The organism is Blastococcus sp. SYSU D00922, assembly GCF_054050495.1.
Genome location: NZ_JBJGZL010000012.1, coordinates 80,974 through 104,711, shown reverse-complemented (window position 1 = coordinate 104,711; position 23,738 = coordinate 80,974). Strand labels below are relative to the sequence as shown.

The 23,738-nt window shown below is 73.0% G+C and carries 22 protein-coding genes and 1 tRNA gene; 11 read left to right on the top strand and 12 right to left on the bottom strand.

Annotated elements, in window-relative coordinates; genetic code table 11:
- Nucleotides 1-24: 24 nt before the first annotated feature.
- The 3 genes from ACI78T_RS16595 (at nucleotide 25) to ACI78T_RS16585 (ending at nucleotide 3,712) form a co-directional block, all read left to right on the top strand.
- The gene (locus tag ACI78T_RS16595) at nucleotides 25-921 is read left to right on the top strand and encodes an alpha/beta fold hydrolase (protein WP_456559220.1); all 897 of its coding nucleotides are present in this window, start codon (nucleotides 25-27) and stop codon (nucleotides 919-921) included.
- 158 nt (nucleotides 922-1,079) lie between these two features.
- Nucleotides 1,080-2,642, top strand: a complete 1,563-nt coding sequence (locus ACI78T_RS16590) for a WS/DGAT/MGAT family O-acyltransferase (protein WP_456559219.1) — start codon at nucleotides 1,080-1,082, stop codon at nucleotides 2,640-2,642.
- Entirely contained in the window at nucleotides 2,639-3,712 is a 1,074-nt protein-coding gene (locus ACI78T_RS16585; RefSeq protein WP_456559218.1) for an NAD-dependent epimerase/dehydratase family protein, read from the top strand. The genes ACI78T_RS16590 and ACI78T_RS16585 overlap by 4 nt, the downstream gene beginning before the upstream one ends.
- Here ACI78T_RS16585 and ACI78T_RS16580 read toward each other — a convergent pair whose 3' ends face one another.
- Entirely contained in the window at nucleotides 3,713-4,627 is a 915-nt protein-coding gene (locus ACI78T_RS16580) for an alpha/beta fold hydrolase (RefSeq protein WP_456559217.1), read from the bottom strand.
- 233 nt (nucleotides 4,628-4,860) lie between these two features.
- Between ACI78T_RS16580 and ACI78T_RS16575 the strand changes: the two genes are divergently transcribed.
- Nucleotides 4,861-5,670 (top strand): esterase/lipase family protein, encoded by an 810-nt coding sequence (locus ACI78T_RS16575; RefSeq protein ID WP_456559216.1) that lies wholly within the window; start codon nucleotides 4,861-4,863, stop codon nucleotides 5,668-5,670.
- A 43-nt stretch (nucleotides 5,671-5,713) separates the two neighbouring features.
- Nucleotides 5,714-5,902 (top strand): hypothetical protein, encoded by a 189-nt coding sequence (locus ACI78T_RS16570; protein ID WP_456559215.1) that lies wholly within the window; start codon nucleotides 5,714-5,716, stop codon nucleotides 5,900-5,902.
- 41 nt (nucleotides 5,903-5,943) lie between these two features.
- Here the strand turns inward: ACI78T_RS16570 and ACI78T_RS16565 are convergent.
- The 3 genes from ACI78T_RS16565 to ACI78T_RS16555 all read right to left on the bottom strand — a co-directional run bounded on the left by ACI78T_RS16565 (nucleotide 5,944) and on the right by ACI78T_RS16555 (nucleotide 6,979).
- Nucleotides 5,944-6,015, bottom strand: a tRNA-Val gene (locus ACI78T_RS16565).
- 34 nt (nucleotides 6,016-6,049) lie between these two features.
- Entirely contained in the window at nucleotides 6,050-6,511 is a 462-nt protein-coding gene (locus ACI78T_RS16560; RefSeq protein WP_456559214.1) for a peroxiredoxin, read from the bottom strand.
- A 48-nt stretch (nucleotides 6,512-6,559) separates the two neighbouring features.
- Complete coding sequence (locus ACI78T_RS16555) at nucleotides 6,560-6,979, bottom strand: DUF3052 domain-containing protein (protein WP_456559213.1); 420 nt, start codon at nucleotides 6,977-6,979, stop codon at nucleotides 6,560-6,562.
- A 417-nt stretch (nucleotides 6,980-7,396) separates the two neighbouring features.
- Between ACI78T_RS16555 and aceE the strand changes: the two genes are divergently transcribed.
- Complete coding sequence (aceE, locus tag ACI78T_RS16550) at nucleotides 7,397-10,204, top strand: pyruvate dehydrogenase (acetyl-transferring), homodimeric type (protein WP_456559212.1); 2,808 nt, start codon at nucleotides 7,397-7,399, stop codon at nucleotides 10,202-10,204.
- Between the two features lie 45 nt (nucleotides 10,205-10,249).
- On the opposite strand, the gene ACI78T_RS16545 is transcribed toward aceE, so the two are convergent.
- From ACI78T_RS16545 to ACI78T_RS16525, 5 genes are all read right to left on the bottom strand, one after another.
- The gene (locus tag ACI78T_RS16545) at nucleotides 10,250-11,653 is read right to left on the bottom strand and encodes a GH1 family beta-glucosidase (RefSeq protein WP_456559211.1); all 1,404 of its coding nucleotides are present in this window, start codon (nucleotides 11,651-11,653) and stop codon (nucleotides 10,250-10,252) included.
- Between the two features lie 71 nt (nucleotides 11,654-11,724).
- Nucleotides 11,725-12,822: an ABC transporter ATP-binding protein gene (locus ACI78T_RS16540; RefSeq protein WP_456559210.1), complete on the bottom strand. Its 1,098-nt coding sequence runs from the start codon at nucleotides 12,820-12,822 to the stop codon at nucleotides 11,725-11,727.
- A gap of 49 nt (nucleotides 12,823-12,871) precedes the next feature.
- Nucleotides 12,872-13,765, bottom strand: coding sequence for a carbohydrate ABC transporter permease (locus ACI78T_RS16535; RefSeq protein WP_456559209.1), 894 nt, complete (start codon nucleotides 13,763-13,765; stop codon nucleotides 12,872-12,874).
- 9 nt (nucleotides 13,766-13,774) lie between these two features.
- Complete coding sequence (locus ACI78T_RS16530; protein ID WP_456559208.1) at nucleotides 13,775-14,752, bottom strand: carbohydrate ABC transporter permease; 978 nt, start codon at nucleotides 14,750-14,752, stop codon at nucleotides 13,775-13,777.
- 115 nt (nucleotides 14,753-14,867) lie between these two features.
- Entirely contained in the window at nucleotides 14,868-16,184 is a 1,317-nt protein-coding gene (locus ACI78T_RS16525; RefSeq protein ID WP_456559207.1) for an extracellular solute-binding protein, read from the bottom strand.
- A gap of 191 nt (nucleotides 16,185-16,375) precedes the next feature.
- Between ACI78T_RS16525 and ACI78T_RS16520 the strand changes: the two genes are divergently transcribed.
- Complete coding sequence (locus ACI78T_RS16520; RefSeq protein ID WP_456559206.1) at nucleotides 16,376-17,401, top strand: LacI family DNA-binding transcriptional regulator; 1,026 nt, start codon at nucleotides 16,376-16,378, stop codon at nucleotides 17,399-17,401.
- Here the strand turns inward: ACI78T_RS16520 and ACI78T_RS16515 are convergent.
- From ACI78T_RS16515 to ACI78T_RS16505, 3 genes are read right to left on the bottom strand one after another with little or no spacing between them, the layout of a single operon-like run.
- Nucleotides 17,398-18,603 (bottom strand): M20 metallopeptidase family protein, encoded by a 1,206-nt coding sequence (locus ACI78T_RS16515; RefSeq protein ID WP_456559205.1) that lies wholly within the window; start codon nucleotides 18,601-18,603, stop codon nucleotides 17,398-17,400. The two genes, ACI78T_RS16520 and ACI78T_RS16515, sit on opposite strands and share 4 nt — an antisense overlap.
- Nucleotides 18,604-18,614: 11 nt before the next feature.
- Nucleotides 18,615-19,160 (bottom strand): pirin family protein, encoded by a 546-nt coding sequence (locus ACI78T_RS16510; protein ID WP_456559204.1) that lies wholly within the window; start codon nucleotides 19,158-19,160, stop codon nucleotides 18,615-18,617.
- Nucleotides 19,157-19,852, bottom strand: coding sequence for a phosphatase PAP2 family protein (locus ACI78T_RS16505; protein ID WP_456559203.1), 696 nt, complete (start codon nucleotides 19,850-19,852; stop codon nucleotides 19,157-19,159). The genes ACI78T_RS16510 and ACI78T_RS16505 overlap by 4 nt, the downstream gene beginning before the upstream one ends.
- Before the next feature lie 56 nt (nucleotides 19,853-19,908).
- Between ACI78T_RS16505 and ACI78T_RS16500 the strand changes: the two genes are divergently transcribed.
- The 4 genes from ACI78T_RS16500 to ACI78T_RS16485 all read left to right on the top strand — a co-directional run bounded on the left by ACI78T_RS16500 (nucleotide 19,909) and on the right by ACI78T_RS16485 (nucleotide 23,712).
- Nucleotides 19,909-21,078 carry a PucR family transcriptional regulator gene (locus ACI78T_RS16500; RefSeq protein ID WP_456559202.1) on the top strand — a complete coding sequence of 390 codons (1,170 nt, stop codon included), beginning with the start codon at nucleotides 19,909-19,911 and terminating at the stop codon, nucleotides 21,076-21,078.
- A 90-nt stretch (nucleotides 21,079-21,168) separates the two neighbouring features.
- The gene (locus ACI78T_RS16495) at nucleotides 21,169-22,419 is read left to right on the top strand and encodes an acyltransferase domain-containing protein (protein ID WP_456559201.1); all 1,251 of its coding nucleotides are present in this window, start codon (nucleotides 21,169-21,171) and stop codon (nucleotides 22,417-22,419) included.
- Nucleotides 22,416-23,381 carry a beta-ketoacyl-ACP synthase III gene (locus tag ACI78T_RS16490; protein WP_456559200.1) on the top strand — a complete coding sequence of 322 codons (966 nt, stop codon included), beginning with the start codon at nucleotides 22,416-22,418 and terminating at the stop codon, nucleotides 23,379-23,381. Before ACI78T_RS16495 ends, ACI78T_RS16490 begins: the two co-directional genes overlap by 4 nt.
- A gap of 85 nt (nucleotides 23,382-23,466) precedes the next feature.
- Complete coding sequence (locus ACI78T_RS16485; RefSeq protein ID WP_097185612.1) at nucleotides 23,467-23,712, top strand: acyl carrier protein; 246 nt, start codon at nucleotides 23,467-23,469, stop codon at nucleotides 23,710-23,712.
- Nucleotides 23,713-23,738: the final 26 nt, after the last annotated feature.

Sequence of the window (23,738 nt, the reverse complement as noted above, 5' to 3'; positions counted from 1 at the left end):
CCGCCCCCGCCGGGTTCCCGCACCGTGACCACCGACGACGGCGTGCGCCTCCACGTCGAGGTCGACGGCCCTCCGGACGCGCCGCTCACCGTGGTCTTCGCGCACGGGTTCACCGCCCGCCTGGCCGAGTGGGAGCTGCAGCGGGCGGCGATCCGCGACCGGGCGCGGCTGGTGCTGTTCGACCAGCGCGGCCACGGCCGGTCGGCGGTCACGCCGCTGCCCGACGCGACCATCGACCGCACCGGCCGCGACCTGGGTCAGGTGCTCGACGCCGTCGCCCCCTCGGGGCCGGTGGTGCTGGCCGGGCACTCCATGGGCGGCATGAGCATCATGGCGCTGGCGCGGCAGCGGCCCGAGCTGTTCGGCGACCGGGTCGTCGGGGTCTTCCTGCTCGCCACGTCGGCCGGCGGGCTGGTGGAGACCGGGCTGCTCGGCTGGGCGGTCAAGGTCATCCGCTGGCTGCACCTGCTGCCGGTCTACCTGCGGGTTCTCCAGCTGGTGGCCCCGGTGCTCGAGCGGTTCCGCCGGCGCGGCAGCGCCTTCGGCCGGTGGTTCACGCGGCGCCTGCTCTTCGGCCGGGACGACGCCGACCCGGCCAGCGTGCGGCTGGTCCAGCAGCTGCTCGAGGAGACGCCGTACCCCGTCGTCATGGCGTTCTACGCGACGTTCCTCGACCACGAGGAGACGGCGTCGCTGGCGGTGCTCCGCCGCGTGCCGGTCACGGTCGTCGCGGCCACCCACGACCGGCTCACGCCGTACGAGCACGGGCGGCGCATGGCGGAGGCGATCGGCGAGGACGCGGAGCTGGTGACCGTCAGTGGTGCCGGACACAGCGTGAACCTGACCCGTACCCAGATCGTCGACGACGCGTTGAACGGCCTGCTGGACCGCGTGGCGACCGGAGACCGAAAAGCCGGTTGACCGTGCGGTCCGCCGGGCAACGCGAGAGTGTGGTGGGCGTCACCGCGACCGTGTTGCAGTGACGGCACGACACGCCTAACTTCAGCGGCCCCCGACGACGTGGACAGGCCCCGGTCCGAGCAGAGGACAGGGGCGGCGAGGAGCAGAACGTGGACCGGATGAGCGCCCTCGATGCGGGCTTCTTCTACGCGGAGAGCGAGAACACCCCGATGCACGTGGGGTCGGTCGCCGTCTTCGAGGGGCCGGCCCCTACCTACGGCGACGTCGTGCGCCTGATCCTGGGCAAGCTGCCCAAGGTGCCGCGGTACCGGCAGCGCGTCCGCCCGGTACCGATGCAGCTCGGCCGTCCCCTGTGGGTCGACGACCCGCACTTCCAGATCCTGTACCACGTCCGGCACACCGCGACGCCGCGTCCGGGCAGCGACGAGCAGCTGCGCAACCTGGCCGGCCGGGTGCTCGGGCAGCGCCTCGACATGGCCAAGCCGTTGTGGGAGCTGTGGCTGGTCGAGGGCCTGGCCGACGACCGGTGGGCCCTCATCTCGAAGGTCCACCACTGCATGGTCGACGGCGTCGCCGGCACCGACCTGATGCAGCTGATGTTCGACCTGGACCCCGACGCCACGCACGAGGCCGTCAAGGACTGGACGCCGCGGCGCAGCCCGTCCAGCCTCGAGGTCATGGCGAGCTCGGTCAGCGACAGCCTGACCAGCCCGCTGCAGCAGCTGTCCAACGCGCCGACCATCGGCAGCCCGGTCCGGGCGGTGAAGAGCCTGGCCGACTCCGGCCGCACGCTCGCGAAGACCGTGCCCTCGCTCGCCAAGCAGGCGGTCACCCCGACCGCCCGCTCGCTCAACGGCCCGATCGGCCCGCACCGCCGCTGGGCGTGGACCGAGGGCAAGTTCGAGGAGTTCAAGGCGGTCCGGACGGCGTTCGGCGGCACCGTGAACGACGTCGTCCTCACCGCGATCACCGGCGGGTTCCGCGACCTGCTGCAGGGCCGCGGCGAGCTGTCGTCGGAGAAGCTCGTCGTCCGTTCCATGGTGCCGGTCTCGGTCCGCCGCGAGGACCAGAAGGGCAGCCTGAACAACCAGGTGTCCGCGGTGTTCGTCGACCTGCCGGTCGGGCTCAAGGACCCGATCGACCGGCTGACGTCGATCCGCGGGCAGATGGACGAGTACAAGCGCGCCATGCAGGCGGTCGACGCCAACTCGATCATCTCGATGGGCAACTTCATCGCGCCGACGCTGCTGTCGCTGGGCGTCAGGGCCACGCTGCAGGCCGGGCAGATGTGGTGCCAGGCGGTGACCACCAACGTGCCCGGCCCACGGGTGCCGCTGTACGTGCTGGGGAAGCGGATGACGAGCGCCACCGCCTACGTGCCCATCGCCGGCGGAACCCGCTGCTCGATCGGCATCTTCTCGTACCTGAACACGATGACGTTCGGCATCAACGCCGACTTCGACGGCTACCCGGACGTCGACGTCCTCTCCGGTGGCATCCGGCGCGGCATCGAGCAGCTGCTGGCGCTGGCGAAGAAGAAGACCGAGCAGGAGGTCCAGGCCGAGGCGGCCGCCGACGCGGTGGCCGAACCGCCGGCCGAGGCCCCGGCGAAGGCTCCGGCCAAGGCGCCCGCGAAGGCTCCCGCCAAGGCTGCGGCCAAGAAGGCGCCCGCCAAGGCGTCCCGGCCGGCGAAGAAGACCACCGCGGCAGCCGCCCGGTGAGCCCTGGCCGGCGCCGCGGAGCAGGCGCCCTCGGCGAGGGGCCGCGCGGGGTGGAGGAGCCGGGCGGCGGCAGCGAGCGCGGTCTCACCGTCGCCGTCACCGGCCCGACCGGCACGTTCGGCTCGGGCCTGGTGCCGCTGCTCCAGGACGACGACCGGGTCACCCGGGTCATCGGCATCGCCCGGCGCCCCTTCGACCCGGCCGAGCGCGGCTGGACGAAGATGGAGTACCGGCAGGGCGACGTGCGCGACACCGAGGCGCTGCGGGCCGCCTTCGACGGCGCCGACGTGGTCGTGCACCTGGCCTTCCTGATCACCGGGAACGCCTCCCGGGAAACGACCCGCTCGATCAACGTCGACGGCACGCTCAACGTGTTCCGCGCGGCGGCCGCCGCAGGCGCCCGGCGGTTCGTCTACGCCTCGTCCGTGGCGGCGTACGGCTTCCACCCCGACAACCCGGACACGATCGCCGAGGACTGGCCGACGCGGCCGGCCGCCCGGCTGTTCTACGCCCAGGAGAAGGCCGAGCTCGAGGAGCTGCTGGAGCAGGAGGCGGCGCAGCACCCGGAGCTCGCGCTGTTCCTCCTTCGGCCGCCCGTCGTCCTCGGCCCCAACGTCGTCGGCGGCAAGGACGTCCTGCCCGGGCCGCTGGCGCCCCTCGGCCGACGGCTGTTCGCCCGTCCCCGCCGGCTGCCGGTGCCCGTGCCGGTGTTCGTGCCGGCGCTGCCGTTGCAGTTCATCCACGAGGAGGACGTCGGCCGGGCGCTGGTGCAGTGCATCGTCGGCGCCGGTCCGCCCGGCGCCTACAACATCGCCGGGGACGGCGTGCTGACCGCGGCCGACGTCGCCCGCGAGTTCGGCGCGCTCCCCATCGCGGTGCCGCCCCAGCCCGCGCAGGCCGCCGCCCGCGCGTTCTCCCGGCTGCCCTTCCTGCCGCCGGTGGCCGAGTGGGTGGAGGCCGCCAGCCGACCGGCGATCATGGACACCACGAAGGCGCACGAGCAGCTCGGCTGGCGCCCCCGCTACACCGGCCTGGAGGCCCTCCGGGACACCCTGCGCGACCCGAGCTGATCAGACGGCCGCGCGGTCCCCGGCCGTCTCCTCGAGCCAGGCGAGGAACGCGCCGGCCAGCTGCTCGGGCACCTGCAGCTGCGGGACGTGTCCGACGCCCGGCAGCTCCAGGTACCGCCAGGCGGGGAGGCGCCGGGCGATGTCGCGGGCGGCGGCGACGGGGACCAGCCGGTCCTCGTCGCCCTGCACGAGCAGCACCGGCACGCGGATGGAGGCCATGGCCTGGCGGTAGCTGCGCGGGTCGACCAGGAGGCGCAGCAGCGACCGGGCGGCCGAGAGGAACGCCTTGTCCATCGCCGGCACGTCCTCGCGCCGATCGATGAGCTCCAGCGAGCGGTCGATCGTCTCGGCCGGCAGGGCGTCGGGGTCCACCCCGCACAGCCGCAGCATGTCCCGGACCTGTCGCAGCGGCGTCGACCGCCTGCGGCGCAGGGCCAGGAACCGCTCGCCCACGAGCGGGATCGCGTAGACGGCGAACATGACGGCGACGACCGGGTCGAGCGCGCGGCGCGGGCCCGGGACGGCGGCGTCGAGCAGGACCAGCCCGTTGACGGTGCGGGGCGAGGAAGCGGTCTGGAGGATCGAGATCATCCCGCCCATCGAGTTCCCGACGAGGACGGCCGGAGTGCCGGCCACCTCGGTGAGGAAGCGGTCGAGCACCTTCACGTTCTCTTGGACCGTCGTCCGGCGACCGCCGGGCTCGCTGCGCCCGAACCCGGGGAGGTCCAGGGCGAGCACGCGGGCGTGGTCGCGGATGAGCGGTGCGAACAGGTCCCAGTTGAGGTGCGAGCCGCCGAGCCCGTGCACCAGCACCACGGTCGGGGCGTCGTCCGGACCGCCGAAGTCCACGTAGTGGACGGGACCGCCCAGGTCCACCGTCCGGCTCTCCCCGTATCTGCCCCGCCGCTCGGTCACCCGAGCATCCTCACCCGGGCACCCGCGACCCGCTCGGGCGGGGCCAGGTGCACGTCATCTGCCGTGAACCGAACGGTCACACCAGGCCTCCGATACCCGCGGAACGTAAACGGCTCATATGACCCAGGACACATTTGGGCAACATATGCCTGCGCATGTGGTGGACGACGTGTGAGCCAGGTCCCACATTGGTACACGTCGGTACCAACGGTGGTCGGCAGCAGGAGGACGAAGTGGCAGCACGGCAGGACGACGGGCCCGCACTCCCGCTGTACCTCACGGAACCGGGGCGCGCGGTGGGCGACTACGGCCTCTACCTCGCCGCCAAGCCGCTGATGTCACGCCTCCCCCGCGGGGACGGCCACCCCGTGCTGGTGCTGCCCGGGCTGCTTGCCGACGACATCTCCACCCGCGCCCTGCGGGCGGTGCTTCGCCGGCTGGGCTACGACGCGCACGGCTGGGGTCTGGGCCGCAACATCGGCCCGACGGCGGCCTGCGTGAAGGGCACCCGCGACCTGCTCGACCACCTGGCCGACAAGCACCAGCGGCCGGTCTCCCTGATCGGCTGGAGCCTCGGCGGCATCTTCGCCCGCGACCTGGCCCGCCGCTCCCCCGAGTCGGTACGCCAGGTGATCACCCTCGGCAGCCCGTTCCGGCTCGCGCGCCACAGCCAGAGCCGGGCGACGAAGGTCTTCGACCGCTTCTCGCACCTGCACGTCGAGCACCGCACGCTGCCGCTCGAGTCGGAGAACACCCCGCTGACCGTGCCGGCGACGTCGATCTACTCCCACTACGACGGCATCGTGCACTGGAGCACGTGCCTGGACACCCCCGGCGAGCGCTGCGAGAACATCGCCGTGATGGCCAGCCACCTGGGCCTCGGGCACCACCCGGCCTCGCTGTGGGCGGTCACCGACCGGCTGGCGCAGCGCGAGGGCGCCTGGAAGCCGTTCAAGGCCCCGCTGTTCCTCCGCCCCGCCTTCCCGAAGCCCGCCCAGCCCTCGCCCGCCGACCCGGTCGCGGCGCACGGGACCGCCGCCTGACCGCGCCCGCCGGCCGTCCCCGCGGCGGGACTACCGTGGAGGCATGGCACTGATCTCGCACTGGGGCGGCCCTCGTCACGGTGAGGTGGACGAGGTGCCCGCCGAGCAGCTCGCCTCCTCCGTGCTCGTCTACGACGGGCCCCGGTGGTTCGGCGTCTACCAGCGCTTCGAGCCCCGCCAGGTCCAGGAGACCGCGCAGGGCCCGGCGGAGGTCTGGGTCGTCCGCGAGTGACGACCTGCGCGACAGACGCAGGACGGCGGGACTGCACGGAGTGGGCGCGGCAGGGATCGAACCTGCGACCGCTCGCTTGTAAGGCGAGAGCTCTCCCGCTGAGCTACGCGCCCCGCACGCCCCAGACTAGGTGTCCGGGGCGGCAGGTCATGCGGCGAGCTTGCCGACGGCGTCCTTCCAGCCGGACTGCTCGCGGACGTCACCGGGCGAATTGACCTCGGCGAAGGCGATCTTCCCGTCGGCGTCGACCAGGAAGGTGGCCCGCAGGGCCATGCCGGCCTTGTCGTTGAACGCACCGTAGGCCTGGGCGGTGGCGCCGTGCGGCCAGAAGTCCGACAGCAGCGGGAAGTCGAAGCCCTCCTTCTCGCGGAAGGCCTTGAGGCTGAAGACCGGGTCGGTGCTGACGGCGAGGACCCGCACACCGGCGTCGGTGTAGACCGCGAGCTCGTCGCGCAGCTGGCAGAGCTCGCCGGTGCACAGACCGGAGAACGCGAAGGGGTAGAAGACGACGAGGACGGGCGTCCCGCGCAGGTCGGCGAGGGACACGACCTGCTTGTCCTGGTCGGGGAGGCTGAACTCGGGCGCGACGTCACCGACGGAGAGGCTCATGGCCCGATCGTGCCTGACGTGGACGCGAGCGCTGCGCGAGGGTCGCGATCAGCGGCGGGAGCGGGCCGCCTTCGGGGTGACCAGCCGGATGCCCGACCAGTCCTTGGCCGCCGAGATGCTGCTGGTCTGCGACAGGCCCGCGGTGGGGGCGACCTCGGTGACGTCGCCCGGCTCGACGTGGCCCGGGCGGCCCGACTTCGGGACCAGCAGCCACACCACGCCGTCGTCGGCCAGGGACGTGATGGCGTCGGTCAGCGCGTCGAAGAGGTCACCGTCGTCCTCGCGCCACCAGAGGATCACGACGTCGGCCACCTCGTCGGTGTCCTCGTCGACCATCTCGCCGCCCGACACCTCGATGATGGCGTCGCGCAGGTCCTCGTCGGCGTCCTCGTCCCAACCGAGCTCCTGCACGACCATGCCCGGCTTGATGCCCAGCCGGGCCGCCATGCCGGTGCTGTCGACGCTCATCCCTGCTGATCCTCCATGGAGTGGCCTGCTGCTGACCGGTGGTGGGGTGGATGGTGCCCTGTCGGGGCGCCGAACGCGCGCGGACGCGACACGGTCACCGGTCCGCGTCGTCCGGGAGACCGGAGGCGCCGCGGGCTGCGTCGGCGCGCAGGGCACGCGCGACGGACACGACCGGCGGGCGGCTTCCCCGCAGCCTGGTCATGTCACCCCTCTCGTTCCCCGACGTCCCCGTGGCCGGGACGTCCGGTCACGCTGTGCGGAGCCGCTCCAGCGAGCCACCGCTGGCGGAAGCGTAGGGCATGGCGGCCCTGACGCAAGCCGCGCGCGACGGTCGGACCCTCCCCGCGCGAGCGCGACTCGGCACACAACCCGCGGGTAGGCGTGACGATCATGGGCCCGACGCGAGACGATGGACACATGAGCGCACCGCAGCAGTCGGACGGCGACCCCGCCCGCGACGCCGGCACGCCCCGCGCGGTCATCACCGACGGGCTGCCGAGCCAACTCCCCGACACCGATCCCGACGAGACCCAGGAGTGGCTGGACTCCCTCGACGCCGTCGTCGACAACGCCGGCCGTGAACGAGCCCGCTACGTGATGCTGCGGCTGCTCGAGCGCAGCCGCGAGCAGCAGGTGGGCGTCCCCGCGCTGCGGAGCACCGACTACATCAACACGATCCCGCCGGCGCGCGAGCCGTGGTTCCCCGGCGACGAGCACGTCGAGCGCCGCATCCGCGCCTACATCCGGTGGAACGCCGCGATCATGGTGCACCGCGCGCAGCGGCCCGGGATCGCCGTCGGCGGCCACATCTCCTCCTACGCCTCCTCCGCGTCCCTGTACGAGGTCGGCTTCAACCACTTCTTCCGCGGCAAGGACCACCCCGGCGGCGGCGACCAGATCTGGTTCCAGGGGCACGCCTCCCCCGGCATCTACGCCCGCGCCTTCCTCGAGGGCCGGCTCACCGAGCAGCAGCTCGACGGCTTCCGCCAGGAGGTCAGCCACCCCGGCGGCGGCCTGTCGTCCTACCCGCACCCGCGGCTGATGCCGGACTTCTGGGAGTTCCCCACCGTCTCGATGGGCCTGGGCCCGCTCAACGCGATCTACCAGGCGCGGTTCAACCGCTACCTGCACGACCGCGGCATCAAGGACACCTCGGACCAGCACGTCTGGGCCTTCCTCGGCGACGGCGAGATGGACGAGCCCGAGTCGCTGGGCGCCATCGGCCTCGCGGCGCGCGAGGAGCTGGACAACCTCACCTTCGTCATCAACTGCAACCTGCAGCGGCTCGACGGGCCGGTGCGCGGCAACGGCAAGGTGATCCAGGAGCTGGAGTCGTTCTTCCGCGGCGCCGGCTGGAACGTCATCAAGGTGATCTGGGGCCGGGAGTGGGACTCGCTGCTGTCGGCCGACCGCGACGGCGCCCTGGTCAACCTGATGAACCAGACGCCGGACGGCGACTACCAGACCTACAAGGCCGAGGACGGCGCCTTCGTCCGCGAGCACTTCTTCGGCCGCGACCCGCGCACGCGCAAGCTCGTCGAGGGCATGAGCGACAAGGAGATCTGGAACCTCTCCCGCGGCGGGCACGACTACCGCAAGGTCTACGCGGCGTTCAAGGCGGCGCAGGAGCACAAGGGCCAGCCGACGGTCATCCTCGCGAAGACCATCAAGGGCTGGACGCTGGGCAGCCACTTCGAGGGCCGCAACTCCACGCACCAGATGAAGAAGCTGACCGCCGAGGACCTCAAGCTCTTCCGCGACCGGCTCTACCTGGACATCCCCGACTCGGCGCTGGACAAGACCCTGCCGCCCTACTACAAGCCGCAGCCGGGCTCCGACGAGCTGGAGTACATGCTCGAGCGGCGCCGGCAGCTGGGCGGGGCCGTCCCCCGTCGCCGGTCGGAGGCCAAGACGCTCAAGGCCCCCGACGACAAGGCGCTGGAGGTCGTGCGCCGCGGCTCGGGCAAGCAGGAGGTGGCGACGACGATGGCGTTCGTCCGCCTGCTGAAGGAGCTGCTCAAGGACAAGGAGCTCGGCCCGCGCTTCGTGCCGATCATCCCGGACGAGGCCCGCACCTTCGGCCTGGATTCGCTGTTCTCCAGCCACAAGATCTACAACCCGGCCGGGCAGCGCTACACCTCGGTCGACCGGGAGCTGATGCTGGCCTACAAGGAGTCCGAGCAGGGCGTGATCCTGCACGAGGGCATCAACGAGGCCGGCTCCACGGCGTCGTTCACCGCCGTCGGTTCCTCGTACGCCACGCACGGCGAGCCGATGATCCCGATCTACATCTTCTACTCGATGTTCGGGTTCCAGCGGACCGGTGACGGCTTCTGGGCGGCCGCCGACCAGATGACCCGGGGCTTCATCCTGGGCGCCACCGCCGGGCGGACGACGCTCAACGGCGAGGGCCTCCAGCACGAGGACGGGCACTCGCTGCTGCTCGCGCACACCAACCCCGCGGTGGTGTCCTACGACCCGGCGTTCTCCTTCGAGGTCGCCCACATCACCCGGGACGCGCTGGTCCGCATGTACGGCGACGACCCCGGTTCGCCGCTGGGCGGGCACCGCTCGCCGGACGTCATGTACTACCTGACGGTCTACAACGAGCCGTTCGTCCAGCCGGCCGAGCCGGAGGACCTGGACGTGCAGGGGCTGCTGGCGGGCATGTACCGCTACGCCGAGGGCCCGCAGCTGGACGGGGCGCAGAAGGCGCAGATCCTCGCCTCCGGCGTCGCCGTCCCGTGGGCCCTGCGGGCGCAGGAGCTGCTCGCGAACGACTGGAACGTCTCGGCCGACGTCTGGTCGGTGACCTCGTGGGGCGAGCTGCGCCGGCAGGCCGACGCGGTGGCCGAGCACAACCTCCTGCACCCGGAGGAGGAGCCGCAGGTCCCCTACGTCACCTCGCGGCTGCAGGAGGCGGAGGGTCCGGTCGTCGCGGTGTCGGACTGGATGCGCTCGGTCCCCGACCTGATCGCGCCGTACGCGCCGCACGGCATGCAGTCGCTGGGCACGGACGGGTTCGGTCTGTCCGACACCCGCCCGGCGCTGCGCCGGCACTTCCACGTCGACGCCGAGTCGATCGTGGTGCGGACGCTGGCTTCGCTCGCCGACTGGGGCAGGCTCGACCGGTCGGTCGTGCGCCAGGCGGTCGAGAAGTACCAAGTGCGTGACGTGCAGGCCGCGCCGGCCGACGAGCGGAGCGACCCCAGCCCCGCCACCTGATGGGGAGGGCCGGCGGCGGAGGCCCCCTGCGCCGCCGGCCCCCTTCTACTCCCCCTGCGCCTGCCGGTGGCGCCGGAGGATGTCCCCGTACACGCGGCCGCTGTCCTTCACGGTGCGGTGCTGCGTCGCGTAGTCGACGTGCACGAGCCCGAAGCGCTGCGCGTAGCCGCGGGCCCACTCGTAGTTGTCCAGCAGCGACCAGGCGAAGTAGCCGCGCACGTCGGCGCCCTTCGCGACCGCGTCGGTGACCGCGGCGAGGTGCCGCACCAGGTAGTCCGTGCGCTCCGGGTCGTGGACGGCGCCGTCCTCGGCGACCTCGTCGGGCCAGGCCGAGCCGTTCTCGGTGACGACCAGCGGCAGGCCGGGCGCCTCCTCCCCCAGCCACAGCAGCAGCCGGGTGAACGCCTCCGGGCTGATCCCCCAGCCCATCGTGGTGGTCGGCCCCTCGGGGTCGAGCTCGACGACGTCCTCGGCGCCGATGAACGAGGTCGGCCGGTCCGGCGAGCGCACGCCGACCCGCACCGTCGACTCGAAGTAGTAGTTGACGCCGAGCCAGTCCAGCGGCGCGGAGATGACCTCGAGGTCGCCGTCCTTGACCGGCAGCGGCGCGCCGGCGGCCTCCAGGTCGGCGACGACGTCGGCCGGGTAGGCGCCGTGCACGATCGGCGCGAGGAACATCCGGTTCTGCTGGCCGTCGAGCCGGCGGGCGGCGTCGACGTCCTCGGGCCGGTCGGTGGCCGGGGTCATCGGCGTGAAGTTGAGGGTGACGCCGAGGTGGTCGGCCCCACGCTCCCGCAGCAGCCGGGTCGCGAGACCGTGGCCGAGCAGCAGGTGGTGGGTGGCCCGGGCGGCGGCGACGGGGTTCCGCTCCCCCGGCGCGTGCTGGCCCGACATGTGGCCCAGCAGGGCGCTGCACATCGGCTCGTTCAGCGTCGACCAGTGCCGCACGCGGTCGCCGAGCGCGTCGTGGACGATGCCCGCGTAGTCGGCGAACCGGGCGGCGGTGTCGCGGGCGGTCCAGCCCCCGCGGTCCTGGAGCGCCTGCGGCAGGTCCCAGTGGTAGAGCGTCAGCCACGGGTCGACGCCGGCGCCCAGCAGCTCGTCGACCAGGCGGCGGTAGAAGTCCAGCCCGCGCTGCTCGACCCGGCCGGCGCCGTCGGGCAGCACCCGCGACCAGGCGACCGAGAACCGGTAGGCCGACAACCCCAGCTCGGCCATCAGGGCGACGTCCTCGGGATAGCGGGTGTAGTGCTCGACCGCCACGTCGCCGGTGTGCCCCTCGAAGGTGCGGCCCGGCGTGTGGCTGAAGGTGTCCCAGATGGAGGGGCCGCGGCCGTCGGCGTCCACCGCACCCTCGATCTGGTACGCGGCGGTCGCCGCGCCGAAGGTGAAGCCGGGCGGGAAGGTCAGCCCGGCGGCGAGCTCCGGTCGGACGTCGGTCGAGGTCATGGGTGCAGTGCTCCTTGGCATGGGGAGGACCGCCGGTGGCGCCGGCGGAGGAAGCGGAAGGGTCGGGGGCGCTAGTCGACGCGCGCCTGGGAGCTGGGGTCGAAGACGTGCAGATCGGGCTCGGGTACCCGCAACCACACGGTCGCGCCGATGTCGGGCGCGCGGCGGGGTTCGACGCGGACGACCACGTCGGAGGTGTGCAGCGGGTCGTCGCTCTCCCCCGCCAGCGTCGCGTAGAGGTAGGCGTCGGAGCCGAGCTGCTCCACGACGTTGACGGTCACCGGGAGGCCGCTGCCGTGCTCGGCGACCTGCAGGCACTCGGGGCGGAAGCCCACGGTCACCCGTCCGGTCCCCGCAGCGGCCCGGTCCAGCCGGTCCCGCGGGACGGGCAGCACCGCCGTCCCCAGCCGCACGCCGCCGTCGACGGCCTCGCCGGTGAGGATGTTCATCGCGGGTGAGCCGATGAACCCGGCCACGAAGACGTTGGCCGGCCGCTCGTAGAGCGCCGCGGGGGTGTCGCACTGCTGCAGCAGGCCGTCCTTGAGCACCGCCACCCGGTCGCCCATCGTCATCGCCTCGACCTGGTCGTGCGTCACGTAGACCGTCGTCGTCCCGAGCCGGCGCTGGAGCGCCGCGATCTGCGTGCGCGTCTGCACCCGCAGCTTGGCGTCGAGGTTGGACAGCGGCTCGTCCATCAGGAACACCTGCGGATCGCGGACGATCGCCCGCCCCATGGCGACCCGCTGGCGCTGACCGCCGGACAGCGCCTTCGGACGGCGCTGCAGGTAGTCCTCGAGGTCCAGGATCCTCGCGGCCTCGCCGACCCGGCGGGCGATCTCGTCCTTGCGCACGCCGGCGAGCTTGAGCGCGAAGCCCATGTTCTCCTCGACGGTCATGTGCGGGTAGAGCGCGTAGTTCTGGAAGACCATCGCGATGTCCCGCTGCTTGGGCGGCTCGTCGGTGACGTCGCGGTCGCCGATGCGGATCGCCCCCGAGTCGACCTCCTCCAGCCCGGCGAGCATCCGCAGGGAGGTGGACTTGCCGCAGCCTGACGGCCCGACGAGGACGAGGAACTCGCCGTCGGCGATCTCCAGGTCGAGCGCGTCGACGGCGGGCCGGTCGGCCTTCGGGTAGATGCGGGTGGCCGCGTCGAAGGTCACGGTCGCCATGGGTGGGGCCCCTCTCCGGGCACGGTCACGAACGGGGTGGAGGGGGCGGTCATCCCTTGACCGCGCCCTGCATGATGCCGCCGACGATCTGCTTGCCGAGGACGGCGAAGACGATGAGGACGGGGAGCGTGCCGAGCAGGGTGCCGGCCATGATCACGCCGCGCTGGGGCACGTAGCCCGAGCCCAGCCCGGCCAGGGCGACCTGCACGGTCGGGTTCTGCTGGGTCAGCGCGATGATCGGCCAGAAGAACTCGTTCCAGGCAGTGAGGAACGTGAGCATGGCCAGCACCGCCATGGCCGGCCGCGCAACCGGCAGCACGATCGACCAGAAGATCCGGAAGGTCGAGGCGCCGTCGACGCGCCCGGCCTCCAGCAGCTCGGTGGGCAGCGCGTTCACCAGGTACTGGCGCATGAAGAAGACGCCGAAGGCGCTGACCAGGGTCGGCAGGACGACGGCCTGCAGCTGGTTCACCCACTGCAGCTCGGCGATCATCATGAACAGCGGGATGACGGCCAGCTGGGTCGGCACCATCATCGTGCCGACGACGAGGGCGAGAAGCAGGCCGCGACCGCGGAACTGCAGCTTCGCGAAGGCGAAACCGGCCAGCGTGCAGAAGAGCACCGTGCCGACCGTGATGGACCCGGCCACGATGACCGAGTTGACGATCGCCAGGCCGATGGGCGCCTGGTCCAGCGCCCGCCCGAAGTTCTCGAACAGGCTGGCGTTCGGGAGGAACGGCGGCGGGGTCGCGGCGATCTCGGCGTTGGAGTGGGAGCCCGCGACGAGCGTCCAGTACAGCGGGAAGATCGACACCAGCGCCGACAGCGTCAGGAGGGCGTAGGTGACCGGACCGGCACGGCCGGCCCGCCCGCCCTTTCCGCCTCGCCGGCCGGTGGCCGGTGGGGCGACGTCGGAGCTCCCGGGGAGCGCGATGGTTGCCATGTCCGGCCCCTACCGTTCGGCCCGGGCGCGGAGACGCCCGACCAGGGCGTAGATCCCCACGATCACCAGGATGATCATGAACATGGTCCAGGCGGTGGTGGCCGCCTGCCCGATGTGGAAGTTGCGCCAGCCCTGCTGGTACATCAGCAGGCCCAGGGTCTGGTACTGACCGCGGGAGCCGCCGGTCGTCGTCCCGTCGCCGGCGAACAGCAGGGGCTCGCCGAACAGCTGCACCGCGCCGATCGTCGACACGATGATCGTGAAGAGGATGGTGGGCCGCAGCGACGGGATCGTCACGTGCAGGAACTGCTTCCACCGGCTGGCGCCGTCCATCTCCGCGGCCTCGTACAGCTCGTTCGGGATCGACTGCATCGCCGCCAGGTAGATCAGCGCGTTGTAGCCAGTCCACCGCCAGGTGACGATCACCGCGATCGCGACCTGGCTGCTCCAGGTGCCGCTCTCCCAGTCGATCCGGTCCAGGCCGACCGCCTCGAGCGCGGTGTTGATCAGCCCGTAGTCACGGCCGAAGAGCTGCGCGAACACGAGCGTCGCCGCGGCGATGCTGGTGGCGTAGGGCATCAGCATCACGGTCCGGAAGAAGGTCCGGCCGCGGAGCTTGTAGTTCAGCAGGTGCGCCAGCCCGAGGGCCATGCACAGCTGCGGGACGGTCGAGATGATCCCGATCGTCAGGGTGTTGCGGGCGGCGTTCCAGAAGAACTCGCTCTGCAGCAGGTTGCGGTAGTTCTCCAGGCCGACGAACTCACCCCCGCCGATGTCGGACAGGCTCGTCCGGTGCAGGGACACCCAGGCGGTGTAGACGAACGGGTAGAGGCTGAACGCCCCGAAGACGAGGAAGAAGGGGGCCACGTAGGCGTAGCCCCAGCGGTTCTGGGACAGCCGCCTGCGCCGTCGGCGGGTGGGGGCCGCGGGCGCGGGCTGCGGCGCGGCGACCGCCGCTGTCCGCGGGGTCTCGCTGGCGATGGTCATGCGGGCCTCGGCGGTTCTGAGGGGGCGGGCGGGGAGAAGGCCGGCCGGTGCAGGTGCCCGGGAGCGGGAGTCGCTCCCGGGCACCGCGTCCGTGATCGGCTGCTGGGCTCGGGGCTCAGCCGCCGACTGCCTGCTCCGCTGTCTCCAGCGCGTTCTCGAACGCTTCGTCCGGGTCCGTCCCGGACGTCGCGATGTCGGTCAGTGCCGTGGTGAAGGCCTCCTGGATCTGGGTGTCGTAGGGGCCGATCGGCGTCCGCCGGATGCTCGCCGCCGCGGCGCCGAAGATCTGGCCGGTGGGGGCGTTGCTGAAGTACTCGTTCACCGCGTCGACGACCTCCGGATCCTCCGCCGCCTGCGGGCTGGAGGGGAAGTGCGCGGTGCGGGTGAACAGCTTGATCTGCTGCTCCGGAGCGGTCAGCCACTCCGCGAGGTCCTTGGCCGCCTCCACGTTCTCGCCGCTGGACGGGACGCCGAGCCACGAGCCGCCCCAGTTGCTGGCCGCCTCGCTGGCTCCGGGCAGGGGCGCGATGTCCCACAGGCCGGCGCCCTCGTCGCCCATCTGGGAGTTGATGTAGCCGAGCATCCAGGCCGGGCAGGCGATGGTCGCGAACGCGCCGTTGGAGAAGGCGGCGTTCCACTCGTCACCGAACTGGGTGAGGTTGGCGGTCAGCCCCTCGGCGGCCGCCTGGCTGGCGTAGCTCCAGGCCGACTCGACGCCGTCGCTCTCGCCGGGGATGGGGTTGCCGTCCTCGTCGTTGTAGGCGAGCTCGCCCTGGTAGACCGACGAGGAGAAGATGCTCGCCGGGCTGTCGACCCAGGCGCTGTCGGCCTGCTTGCCGGGCGCCGCCGCGTACTGCCGGCCCGCGTCGAGGTAGCTCTCCCAGTCCGGCCAGAGGTCGCCGACCTGCTCCCGGTCGGTGGGCAGCCCCGCCTGCTCGAAGAGGTCCTTGCGGTAGCACATCGCCTGCGGACCGGCGTCGGTCCCGAGGCCCACGACCTTGCCGTCCTCGGAGCTGGCCTGGCCCCACTTCCAGTCGTAGAAGTTGCCCTCGAGCTCGTCGGCGTTGTCCTCCTTGCTCCAGTCGACGAAGGCGTCCGCGTGGTTGCGGACGACGTCGGCGATGAAGCCGATCTCGAGGCCCTGGATGTCGGCGAGGCCCGAACCGGCCGCGAGGCGGGTCTGCAGCGCCTGGTAGTAGGCGGCGGACTGGGCCACGGCCGTCTGCTCGATCTTGATGTTCGGGTTGAGCTCCATGTACTCGTCGTAGAGCCCGGCGTTGTCGAAGTCGAAGGTCCCGAACAACCCGACGGTCAGCGTGATCTCGTCGTCGGAACCGCCTCCGGAGTCGTCGTCGGACCCACCGCACGCGGCGGTCAGCATCAGGACGGCGAGCGCCGCCGAGGCTGCTCTGCCCCTCGCGGACACAGACATCAGGGACCTCCTGGTCATCGGCCGACCACCGCGTCGATCGCCTGCCGAGGCTTGGTGTGAGAACGCTCTCACGAGTGATGCGGCACAGAGTGGTGGCGGTCACACTGACCTGTCAAGGGGTCTCGTGAAAACGCTTCCACGCCGTTACCGTGACCCCGACCGCACGACCCGACCGTCGGGGAGGAGACCGCATGAGTGCCACCGGCGCCCGTCCCGGCACGGCCACGCTGGACGAGGTCGCGGTGCTGGCCGGCGTCTCGCGGGCCACGGTGTCGCGGGTCATCAACGACTCCCCCCGGGTCAGCCCCGAGGCCCGCGAAGCCGTGCAGGCCGCCGTCGAGACGCTGCGCTACGTGCCCAACCGGATGGCCCGCAGCCTGGTCACCCGGCGGACCGACACCATCGCGCTGGTGCTCTCGGAGTCGAACACGCAGATCTTCTCCGACCCGTTCTTCGCCAGCATCGTGCGCGGGCTGACCGCCCGGCTCGCGGACACCGACCTGAACCTGGTCATGCTCGCCGCCCGCGACCGGCGCGAGCAGGAGAAGGTCGGCCGCTACGTGCGCCAGGGGCACGTGGACGGCGTCATCCTGATGTCGCTGCACAGCGCCGACGCGCTGCCCGAGATCCTCGCCGGGTCGCACGTCCCCCTGGTGCTGTCCGGCCGCCCGCTGGACAGCCGGCCGGTCTGCTTCGTCGACGCCGACAACCTCGGCGGCGCCACCACGGCCACCGACCACCTGCTCGGCCTCGGCCGGACCCGCATCGCCACGATCACCGGGCCGATGGACATGGTCGCCGGCCAGGACCGCTTCGCCGGGTTCCAGGCGGCGCTCCGGGGCGCCGGCCGCTCCGTCGACGAGGATCTCGTGGAGGCGGGCGACTTCACCGAGGCCGGCGGGGTGCGCGCGATGACGGCGCTGCTCGAGCGGGCGCCCGACCTCGACGCCGTCTTCGCCGCCTCCGACGTCATGGCGGCCGGCGCGCTGCGGGTGCTGCGTGACGCGGGCCGCCGCGTGCCCGACGACGTCGCGGTCGTCGGGTTCGACGACGCCGCGATCGCCCAGGCCTGCGACCCCCCGCTGACCACCGTCGCCCAGCCGCTGGAGGACATGACGGCGCTCATGGTCGACCTGCTCCTGCGCCGGATCGACGGCGACGACGAGGTCGAGGCGCGGGTGTGCGACACCCGCCTGGTCGTCCGCGGCTCTGCTTAGCCCGCCAGGGCCCGCAGGGCCATGCGCGCGTAGAGCGCCACACCGGCCGGGAGCGGCTCCTCGTCGAACACCACGAGGTTGGAGTGGTTGGCCGGCGCGGTCGCCGGGTCCAGCCCGGGCGGGCAGGCGCCCAGCCACGCCATCGCGCCGGGCACCCGCTGCAGCACGTAGGAGAAGTCCTCGGCGCCCATGAGCGGGGCCGGCGACAGCGTGCTCGCGCGGGCGCCGAGCAGCTCGCGGGCCTCGTCGAGGACGGCCGCGGCGGCCTGCGGGTCGTTCACGGTGACCGGGTAGCCCTCCTCGTGCTCGAACTCGACCTCCAGGTCGTGCGCGGCACCGATGTGGGTGGCCACCCGCCGGACCGAGGCGACGACGTCGGCGCGCCGCTCGGGCGACAGCGTCCGGATCGTGCCCTCGAGGAACGCGCTGTCCGGGATCACGTTGTTGGTCGACCCGGCCGCGATGTGCGCGACCGTGACCACGGCCGGGTCGAAGACGTCCACCCGGCGGGTCACCATCGATTGGAGCGCCAGCACGATCTCGGCGGCCACCGGGATCGGGTCCGCCGCGGCGGCGGGCTCCGAGGCGTGGCCGCCACGGCCCTTCACCGTCATCCGCCACTGGTCGGCGGCGGCCATCATCGGGCCGGGCCGCACGTTGACGCTGCCGCTGTCCAGCGTCGAGGAGATGTGCAGCGCGAACGCGCCGCTGACCGGTGCCTCCGGGACGACGTCGAGCAGCCCCTCCTCGAGCATGTAGCGGGCGCCGTGGAAGCCCTCCTCCCCCGGCTGGACCATGAACACGACCTGCCCGGTGAGCTCGTCACGGCGCTCGGCCAGCAGCCGGGCGGCGCCGAGCAGCATGGCCACGTGCGTGTCGTGCCCACACGCGTGCATGGCCCCGGGGTGCTCGGAGGCGAACGGCAGCCCGGTGTCCTCCTGCACGGGCAGCGCGTCCATGTCCCCCCGCAGCAGGTACGTCGGTCCCGGCCGGGCGCCGCGCAGGACCGCCACCACGGAGCTGGTCGACGTCCCCGTGGTGATCTCGACCGGGAGGTCGGCCAGCGCCTCGAGGACGAGCTCCTGGGTCCGCGGCAGGTGCAGCCCGATCTCCGGGCACCGGTGCAGCCGACGCCGCAGGTCGATGGTGCGGTCGGCGTCGTTGTAGGCGGCGGACAGCAGGTCGGCGGCGGAACTCGGCATGCGCCCCACTCTCACACAGCCCAGGCGGGCCTCGCCGTCTCCAGCTGCCACACCAGGACCGCTCCGGGCCCCTCCACCCGGCGGCCGTCCTGCTGCTCGACGAGCACCTCGTCCCGGCCCCGGAGGAGGAGCAGCCCGGGCGGCACCTCGACGTCCGCGCCCGGCCCCGGCCGGGCCACCCACAGCCGGGCGTCGGCACGGCCGAGGTCCACCCAGCCGGATGCACCCCGGTGCACCTCGTGGCCGGGTCCCGCCGCCGGGTCGGCGCTGCGGAGGTAGCACTGGAGCACCCGCGCCCCGTCCGGTCCGGCCACCTCGTCGTGCGACAGCCCCGACCCCGCCCGGAGGACCGCGACGTCGCCCGCGGCCATCTCCGCGCCGCCGCCCCACCGGTGCCGCAGCGCGCCCGCCAGGACGACGGCCACGACGTCGACCGCCCGGTGCTCGTGGGAGCCGTAGCCGGCCAGCGGGTCGAGCCGGTCGTCGGCCACCCGCAGCAGCGGCCCCAGCGAGCCGTCGTGAGGGGCCAGGACGATCCGCTGCTCGAGCCCGGTCACCGCAACGCCGCCCGCCCGCCGGGGAAGGCGCCGAAGAGCAGCGCCGTCCCGAGGACCCACGCCAGCCCGAACGACCAGCCGCCCACGACGTCGGAGAGGTAGTGGACGCCCAGCCACATGCGGGTGAGGCCGACGAGCAGCACGAGCGCCGCCCCGCCGGCCAGCGACCACCGCCGGGCGCGCGAGCTCAGCAGCGGCCAGGCGAGCACGAGGGCGACGGCGACCAGCGCCACGATCCCCGAGGAGTGCCCGCTCGGGAAGCTCAGCGACTCGTAGCGCGCGCCGCCGTGCTCGAACGGCGGGCGGACCCGGCCGAACCAGTCCTTGAGCAGCGCGTTCAGCGGGGCGACGAGGACGACGGCGGTCACGACCCACGCACTGGTCAGCCACAGGCGCTGCCGGAGCAGCCACACCAGCACCGGGAGGAACACGAGGAAGCGCACCCAGGACAGGCCCGGTGCCGTCAGCACCTGCAGCAGGCCGTCCAGCGCGCCCGCCCGGTCGTCACCGGCGTACAGGGCCTCGCTGACCGTCGCGTCCAGCCGCAGGAGCGGCCCGAAGTCGGTTCGCACGGCGGCGCCGAGCAGCGCGAGCAGGAGCAGGCAGGAGGCGAGGCAACCCACCGTGACCGCCGTGGGGGCGGGTGACCGCCGACGGGTGACCGCCACGGGCGCGTCCGGGGGAACCTCCACGTCCCCACTCTCCCTGACGGCGTCTCCCGTGACACGCTGGCCGGGTGAGGAGCCGGGTGAGCAACCGCCCGCCGTCCGAGGCCACGATCCGGCGGCTGGAGCGATCGTCGGGTGCGCTCGCGACCCGCGCCGTCGCCCGGATGGACGAGAAGCTCTCGTGGTTCCGCGCGATGCCGGCCGACCGGCGCTCGTGGGTCACGCTCGTCGCCCAGGCCGGGATCGCCTCGCTGGTCGAGTGGTGCCGCAACCCGGGACGACCGCCCCGGCTGACCGGCGACGTGTTCGGCGCCGCGCCTCGCGAGCTGGTCCGGGTGGTCGCCCTCAAGCAGACCGTCGACCTCATCCAGGTGACCGTCGAGGTCCTCGAGGACCACGTCGCGACCATGGCCGAGCCCGGCGACGAGGACGCACTGCACATGGCCGTCCTGCAGTTCAGCCGCGAGGTCGCCTTCGCGACCGCCCACGTCTACGCCAGCTTCGCGGAGAACCGCGGGGCCTGGGACGCGCGGTTGGAGGCGCTGGTCGTGGACGCGCTCGTCCGCGGCGAGCGGTCGGAGGAGCTCTCCGGCCGGGCGGCGGCCCTGGGCTGGGCGACCAGCACGCCGGTGGTCGTGGTGGTCGGCGCGACGCCGACCGGGGTCGACGACCCGCACGCCGCGGTCCGCCGGGCCGCGCGGTCGATGGGCAGCGAGGTGCTCGTCGGGGTGCACGCCGAGCAGCTCGTCGTCGTCCTGGGGCGGACCGACGACCTCGACGAGGTGGCCGAGCGGATCAGCGACGAGTTCGGCGAGGGGCCCGTGGTCGCCGGCCCCGTCGTCGACGGGCTGGGCCGCGCCGGCGAGTCGGCGGCGGCAGCCCTCGCCGGCCTCCGGGCCGCCTCCGCGTGGCCGGAGGCGCCGCGACCGGTGGCGGCCGACGCACTGCTCGCGGAGCGGGCGCTGGACGGCGACCCGCTGGCCCGCGCCGCGCTGTACGAGCGCGTCGCCGCCCCCCTGCGCGCTGCGGGCGGAGAGGTGCTCGAGACGGTCCGCGCCGTGCTCAACAGCGGCGGCAATTTGGAGGCCAGCGCCCGCGCGATCTTCGTGCACCCGAACACCGTCCGGTACCGGCTGAAGCGGGCCGCCGACCTCACCGGCGTCTCCGTCACCGACCCCCGCGGCAGCTGGACCCTCCAGGTCGCACTGGCTCTCGCGCAGCTGGACCGCGAGCGGTCCCTCTGGCACTGACTGGTGTGAGTTCACCAGCAGGACACGTCCGGGAGCCGTGACGGGCCGCGGTCTTTGGAGGGTTCCCACAAAGATCACCGGTGTGCTTTCGTGCCGAACCGAGGCCCGCGCCGAGATGATCACTGGCACGGTGAAGGAGTGCTGGCCGTCCTCGCCCCCGGACAGGGTGCGCAGAAACCCGGAATGCTCACCGACTGGCTCGACCTCCCCGGCGCCGAATCGTTCTTCCGCTGGGCCGGTGCGATCGCCGACGCCGACCTCCTGACGCTCGGCACCACCGGCGACGCCGAGGCGATCAAGGACACCGCCGTCACCCAGCCGCTGGTCGTCGCGATGAGCCTGTTCGTGGCCCGCGAGCTCGGCGGGCTCCCCGGCCCGGTGACCCACAGCCCGCACGCCGGCCGCGACGTCGTCATCACCGGGCACAGCGTCGGCGAGCTCACCGCCGCCGCGCTGGCCGGCGTCCTCTCCGTCGAGGCGGCGATCGCGCTGACCGCCGTCCGCGGCCGGGCCATGGCCGCCGCCTGCGCGCAGACGCCGACCGGCATGTCCGCCGTCCTCGGCGGCGACCCCGACGAGGTGCTGGCCGCGATCGAGAAGCACGGCCTGACCCCGGCGAACATGAACGGCGCCGGCCAGGTCGTGGCCGCGGGCGCGCTCGAGGGGCTGGAGGCGCTCAAGGCCGACCCGCCCGCGAAGGCGCGCATCATGCCGCTGTCGGTCGCCGGCGCGTTCCACACCGACTACATGGCCTCCGCCCGCGCCGAGCTCGAGGGACTGGTCGGCGGCCTGCGGCCCGCCGAGCCCAGCCGGCTGCTGCTCTCCAACGCCGACGGGCACGCCGTCCCCACCGGCGCGGAGGCGCTCTCCCGCCTGGTCAGCCAGGTGACCAGCCCCGTGCGCTTCGACTCGTGCCTGGCCACCATGCGCGACCTCGGCGTCACCGCGGTCATCGAGCTGCCGCCCGCCGGCGCGCTCGCCGGCCTCGCCAAGCGGGAGTGGAAGGGCGCCGGCGTCGAGATCCTCGCGCTCAGCGGCCCGGCCGACCTCGACCGCGCCCGCGAGCTGATCGACGCCGAGCGCGGCCGGGCCGAGGCCGAGCACCTGCCCGACTGGCGGGTCGTGGTCTCCCCCGTGCGCGGCACCGTCTCCCCGGCCGAGGTGGCCGAGGGCACCCACCTGCCCGCCGGCAGCCCGCTGGGCCTGATCCGCAGCCGTCGCGAAGAGGTCCACGTCTCGGCCGGCTACGACGGGGTACTGGCCGAGTGGCTCGTCCACGAGGGCGACCTCGTGGACGCCGGCGACCCGATCGCGCGTCTCTACCCGGAGGTCTCCGAATGAACATCCAGCTGGCCTCCGGCGCGCCCGGTGCGCGCATCCTCGGCCTGGGCGCCTACCGGCCCCGTCGGCGGGTGACCAACGACGAGCTCGCCCAGGTCATGGACACCAGCGACGAGTGGATCCAGACGCGGGTCGGCATCGCCGAGCGCCGCTGGGCCTCCGAGGACGAGACGCTGGTGGAAATGGCGGTCGCGGCGGGCGGCAAGGCGATCGCCGCCAGCGGCCTGTCCCCCGACGAGATCGACCTGGTGATCCTGGCCAGCGCCAGCCTGCGGGCGCCCATCCCGGGCATCGGCCCGCAGGTCGCCCACCGGCTGGGCATCGACCGCCCCGGCGCCTTCGACCTCAACGCCGGGTGCGCCGGGTTCTGCTACGCGCTCGGCGTGGTCGCCGACAGCATCCGCGCCGGCTCGGCGCGCAACGCGCTCGTCGTCGGCGTCGAGCGGCTCACCGACGTGACCGACCAGAGCGACCGCTCCACCGCGGTGATCTTCGCCGACGGTGCGGGCGCCGCCGTGGTCGGCGCCTCCGACGAGCCGGGCATCGGCCCGGTGGCCTGGGGCAGCGACGGCGACCAGTACAGCGCGATCGAGATCGCCGCCGGCCGATCGACGATGACCATGGCCGGGCAGGCCGTCTACCGGTGGGCGACGACGAAGCTCACCGCCACGCTCGTGGAGGCGATGGAGAAGGCCGGCGTCGGCCCCGCCGACATCGACGTGTTCGCCCCGCACCAGGCCAACCTCCGCATCGTCGAGTCGATGACCAAGCGGCTCGGCTTCCCGGAGAGCACCGTGGTCGCCCGCGACATCGTCCAGGCGGGCAACACCTCGGCCGCCTCGATCCCGCTGGCGCTGACCGCGCTCATCGAGTCCGGCGAGGCCAAGTCCGGCGACCTGGCGCTGGTGCTCGGCTACGGCGCGGGGCTGACCTTCGCCGGCCAGGTGCTCGTCGTGCCCTGACCCCACCGACTGCCGGGACACGCGTCCCGGACGACGACGGCGGGCCGCTCGGCCCGGCGTCACCATCCGAGAGAGAGGACCCCGCGTGCCCAGCACCGCAGACATCCAGGCCGGTCTCGCCGAAATCCTGGAGGAGGTCGCCGGTGTGACCCCCGCCGACGCCACTCCCGAGAAGTCGTTCACCGACGACCTCGACGTCGACTCGCTGTCGATGGTCGAGATCGCCACCGCTGTCGAGGACAAGTTCGGCGTCGCGATCCCCGACGACGAGCTGGGCAACATCAAGACCGTCGGCGACGCGATCAGCTACATCGAGAAGAACCAGGGCTGACGCAGCACCCCCCGGCCGTCCGGCCA

Excerpts from the sequence above, each read along its gene's own strand:
- ACI78T_RS16490 (WP_456559200.1), top strand. The coding sequence starts at position 22,416 with ATGAACATCCAGCTGGCCTCCGGCGCGCCCGGTGCGCGCATCCTCGGC.
- ACI78T_RS16535 (WP_456559209.1), bottom strand. The coding sequence starts at position 13,765 with ATGGCAACCATCGCGCTCCCCGGGAGCTCCGACGTCGCCCCACCGGCC.
- ACI78T_RS16555 (WP_456559213.1), bottom strand. The coding sequence starts at position 6,979 with ATGAGCGTCGACAGCACCGGCATGGCGGCCCGGCTGGGCATCAAGCCG.
- ACI78T_RS16515 (WP_456559205.1), bottom strand. The coding sequence starts at position 18,603 with ATGCCGAGTTCCGCCGCCGACCTGCTGTCCGCCGCCTACAACGACGCC.
- ACI78T_RS16530 (WP_456559208.1), bottom strand. The coding sequence starts at position 14,752 with ATGACCATCGCCAGCGAGACCCCGCGGACAGCGGCGGTCGCCGCGCCG.
- ACI78T_RS16590 (WP_456559219.1), top strand. The coding sequence starts at position 1,080 with ATGAGCGCCCTCGATGCGGGCTTCTTCTACGCGGAGAGCGAGAACACC.
- aceE (WP_456559212.1), top strand. The coding sequence starts at position 7,397 with ATGAGCGCACCGCAGCAGTCGGACGGCGACCCCGCCCGCGACGCCGGC.
- ACI78T_RS16545 (WP_456559211.1), bottom strand. The coding sequence starts at position 11,653 with ATGACCTCGACCGACGTCCGACCGGAGCTCGCCGCCGGGCTGACCTTC.
- ACI78T_RS16540 (WP_456559210.1), bottom strand. The coding sequence starts at position 12,822 with ATGGCGACCGTGACCTTCGACGCGGCCACCCGCATCTACCCGAAGGCC.
- ACI78T_RS16560 (WP_456559214.1), bottom strand. The coding sequence starts at position 6,511 with ATGAGCCTCTCCGTCGGTGACGTCGCGCCCGAGTTCAGCCTCCCCGAC.
- ACI78T_RS16520 (WP_456559206.1), top strand. The coding sequence starts at position 16,376 with ATGAGTGCCACCGGCGCCCGTCCCGGCACGGCCACGCTGGACGAGGTC.
- ACI78T_RS16570 (WP_456559215.1), top strand. The coding sequence starts at position 5,714 with ATGGCACTGATCTCGCACTGGGGCGGCCCTCGTCACGGTGAGGTGGAC.
- ACI78T_RS16525 (WP_456559207.1), bottom strand. The coding sequence starts at position 16,184 with ATGTCTGTGTCCGCGAGGGGCAGAGCAGCCTCGGCGGCGCTCGCCGTC.